Annotated in this window: 2 protein-coding genes; both read left to right on the top strand. The window is 25.7% G+C overall.

Annotated elements, in window-relative coordinates; translation table 11 throughout:
• On the top strand, positions 1–2,268 hold a 2,268-nt coding region (locus KJQ97_RS08850), incomplete at its 5' end, for a BspA family leucine-rich repeat surface protein (protein ID WP_214120612.1).
• Positions 2,269–2,470: 202 nt separating this feature from the next.
• Entirely contained in the window at positions 2,471–3,688 is a 1,218-nt protein-coding gene (locus KJQ97_RS08855; protein WP_214120613.1) for a BspA family leucine-rich repeat surface protein, read from the top strand.
• Positions 3,689–3,986: the final 298 nt, after the last annotated feature.

The raw sequence follows: 3,986 nt of genomic DNA on the forward strand, positions 1-3,986 counted from the left end.
TTTAAAGATAATAAATACCATCCTAAGAGTAAAGAAGAATTGCAAGTATTGATTAAGTATGAAGATATAGCACTAGATACTATAAATACAAGTGCTATTACTGATATGAGTGAATTATTTCAAGATATTAATAGAAAAGACTTTAGTGGTATAAATACTTGGGATACAAGCAATGTAACTGATACGAGTTCTATGTTTTGTGGTTGTAAAAAATTCAATCAGCCTTTAGATTTTGATACAAGCAATGTAACTGATATGAGTTATATGTTTGATAGTTGTTTTAATTTCAATCAGCCTTTAAGCTTTGATACAAGAAATGTAACTAATATGCATGGTATGTTTTTGAATTGCAAAAAATTTAACAAACCTTTAAGTTTTGATACAAGAAATGTAACTAATATGAGTAGTATGTTTGCTGGTTGTAAAAATTTCAATCAGCTTTTAGATTTTGATACAAAAAATGTAGTAAATATGAGTTATATGTTTAGTAATTGCAAAAAATTTAACAAACCTTTAAGTTTTGATACAAAAAATGTAGTAAATATGAGTGATATGTTTTCTGAGTGCATAAATTTTAACAAACCTTTACAGTTTGATACTTCAAATGTAATTAATATGGGTTGGATGTTTAGAGCTTGTAAAAACTTCAATCAGCCTTTAAACTTTGATACAAAAAATGTAACTAATATGAGCCATATGTTTTATTATTGCTACAATTTCAATCAGTCTTTAAACTTTGATACAAGCAATGTAACAGGTATGCAAGGTATGTTTTATGATTGTTTTAATTTCAATCAGCCTTTAAATTTTGATACGAGAAATGTAACTAATATGAGTGATATGTTTAGACATTGTTCTAATTTCAATCAGCCTTTAAATTTTGATACAAGTAATGTAACTAATATGGGATGGATGTTTAGTGGTTGCGAAAATTTCAATCAGCCCTTAAGCTTTGATACAAGCAGTGTAACTGATATGGATGGGATGTTTAGTGGTTGCGAAAATTTCAATCAGCCTTTAGATTTTGATACAAACAATGTAACAGATATGCATAGTATGTTTTGGGATTGCGGAAATTTTAATCAAGCCTTAAACTTTAATACTTCAAATATAGTTAATATGAGCTATATGTTTAGAGATTGTAAAAATTTCAACCAGCCTTTAGATTTTGATATATCAAATGTAATTGATATACAAGGTATGTTTAATGGATGTGAGTCATTTGATTTTATTAAAATGATTAAAAATGAAGATTTGATGATAAAAATAGCTTATGAGATAAATGTAGCAAGAGAATATATGCTAAATAATAATTTGATAAAAAAGGTAGCAAACAAATACCAACCAGCTAATAAATACGAACTAAAAGTTCTAGTTTATACAGATGGAATTAGTCTAAGCGATATTGATACTAGTTTAATCACTGATATGAGTGAGCTTTTTTATAAAAGTGATAGAAAAGACTTTAGTGGGATAAATGAATGGGATACTTCAAATGTAACTGATATGAGTTTTATGTTTTGTATTTGCAAAAACTTCAATCAGCCTTTAAGCTTTGATACAAGTAAAGTAACTAATATGTGTCAAATGTTTAGTACATGCAAAGATTTTAATCAACCTTTAGAACTTAATACAAGAAATGTAACCAATATGAGTTATATGTTTTGGGAATGCAAAAACTTCAATCAGCCTTTAAACTTTGATACAAGTAATGTAACTAATATGCGTTCTATGTTTAGTCATTGTTACAATTTCAATCAAGCTTTAAACTTTGATACAAGTAATGTAACTAATATGAGTAGTATGTTTGGATATTGTTGCAATTTCAATCAGCCTTTAGATTTTGATACAAAAAATGTAGTAAATATGAATTGTATGTTTGATAGTTGTTACAATTTCAATCAACCTTTAAGCTTTGATACAAGAAATGTAACTGATATGAGTAATATGTTTGTTCGTTGTTACAAGTTCAATCAAGCTTTAAACTTTGATACAAGAAATGTAACTGATATGGGTGCTATGTTTCATGATTGTTTTAATTTCAATCAGCCTTTAAATTTTGATACAAGTAATGTAACAAGTATGGATTATATGTTTGATGGTTGTTGCAATTTTAATCAGCATTTAAGTTTTAATACTTTAAATGTAACCGATATGGGTTATATGTTTTATCATTGCTCTAGTTTAACGCATAAACCTAATTTTGATATGAGTAATGTAAAAGAGAAAGAGGGTATGTTTAAAGGTTGCGATAAGTTAGGTAAATAATCACTAAATTTCGTTTGTTTAAGTATTTTCTAGTATTTCAAACAAACGAAATTCCTATTTTAAATTCCTTTTTTAATTTTCATTATTTATTTAAATAATTCAAAAAAACTTTCATAAAAACACAAATATTTTTCTAAAGACATATCGTGTCTTTGCAGATTGCTATCATTAAGACAATTTATTTTATTATGAAAGGATTTTTATGAAAACATTAGCAAATGCTACCAAACAAGACTTAGATATTATTTCTAAAATAGAATTTAAAGATAATAAATATCATCCTATGAGTAAAGAAGAATTACAAGTATTGATTAAGTATGAAGATATTGCACTAGATACTATAAATACAAGTGCTATTACTGATATGAGTGAATTGTTTAAGGGTAGTAATAGAAAAGATTTTAGTGGTATAAATACTTGGGATACAAGCAATGTGTACGATATGAGTGAAATGTTTAGAAATTGTTATAATTTCAATCAAGCTTTAAACTTTGATACATCTAAAGTAACTAAGATGGATTCTATGTTTTATGATTGTTTTAATTTCAATCAGCCTTTAAACTTTAATACATCAAATGTAATTGATATGAGTTTTATGTTTTATAAGTGCAAAAACTTTAATCAAACTTTAAACTTTGATACAAGCAATGTAACTAACATGTGTTTTATGTTTAATACTTGCATAAATTTTAACCAAGTTTTAAATTTTAATACTTTAAAAGTGATTAGCATGAAATCTATGTTTAAAGATTGTTATAATTTCAATCAAGCTTTAAATTTTAATACTAGTAATGTAACTGATATGAGTTATATGTTTGAAGATTGTTTTAATTTTAACCAAGCTTTGAGCTTTGATACAAGCAATGTAACTAATATGGATTCTATGTTTAGCAAATGCGAAAATTTCAATCAGCCTTTAAGTTTTAATACTAGTAATGTAACTGATATGAGTGATATGTTTGCTGAGTGTAAAAATTTTAATCAACATCTAGATTTTAATACAAGCAATGTAGTAAATATGAGTGCTATGTTTTATGGCTGTTATAATTTTAATCAGCCTTTAAGCTTTGATACAAGTAATGTAACTAATATGGATTCTATGTTTAGATATTGTTTTAATTTTAATCAGCCTTTAAACTTTGATACAGGCAATGTGTGTGATATGAGTCGGATGTTTAACAAATGCGAAAACTTCAATCAGCCTTTAAGTTTTAATACTAGTAATGTAACTGATATGAGTTATATGTTTTCTAATTGTTCTGATTTCAATCAAACTTTAAACTTTGATACTAAAAATGTGTGTGATATGAGCTCTATGTTTTATTGTTGCTCTAGCTTAACCCATAAACCTAATTTTGATATGAGTAATGTAAAAGAGCAAGAAAATATGTTTGAAGGTTGCGATAAGTTAGGTAAATAATCACTAAATTTCGTTTGTTTGAGTATTTTCTAGTATTTCAAACAAACGAAATTCCTATTTTAAATTCCTTTTTTATTTTCATTATTTACTTAAATAATTCAAAAAAGCTTTCATAAAACACAAATATTTTTCTAAAGACACAGTGTGTCTTTGCAAAATATTACAATCAATACAATTTATTTTATTATGAAAGGATTTTTATGAAAACATTAAAAAAGGCAAGTAAAAAAGACTTAAATACTATATCTAAAATAGAATTTAAAGATAATAAATACCATCCTAAGAGTAAAGAAGAATT

The sequence above is a fragment of the Campylobacter sp. 2018MI01 genome, assembly GCF_018501205.1.
In the GTDB taxonomy this organism is placed as follows: Bacteria; Campylobacterota; Campylobacteria; order Campylobacterales; family Campylobacteraceae; genus Campylobacter_E.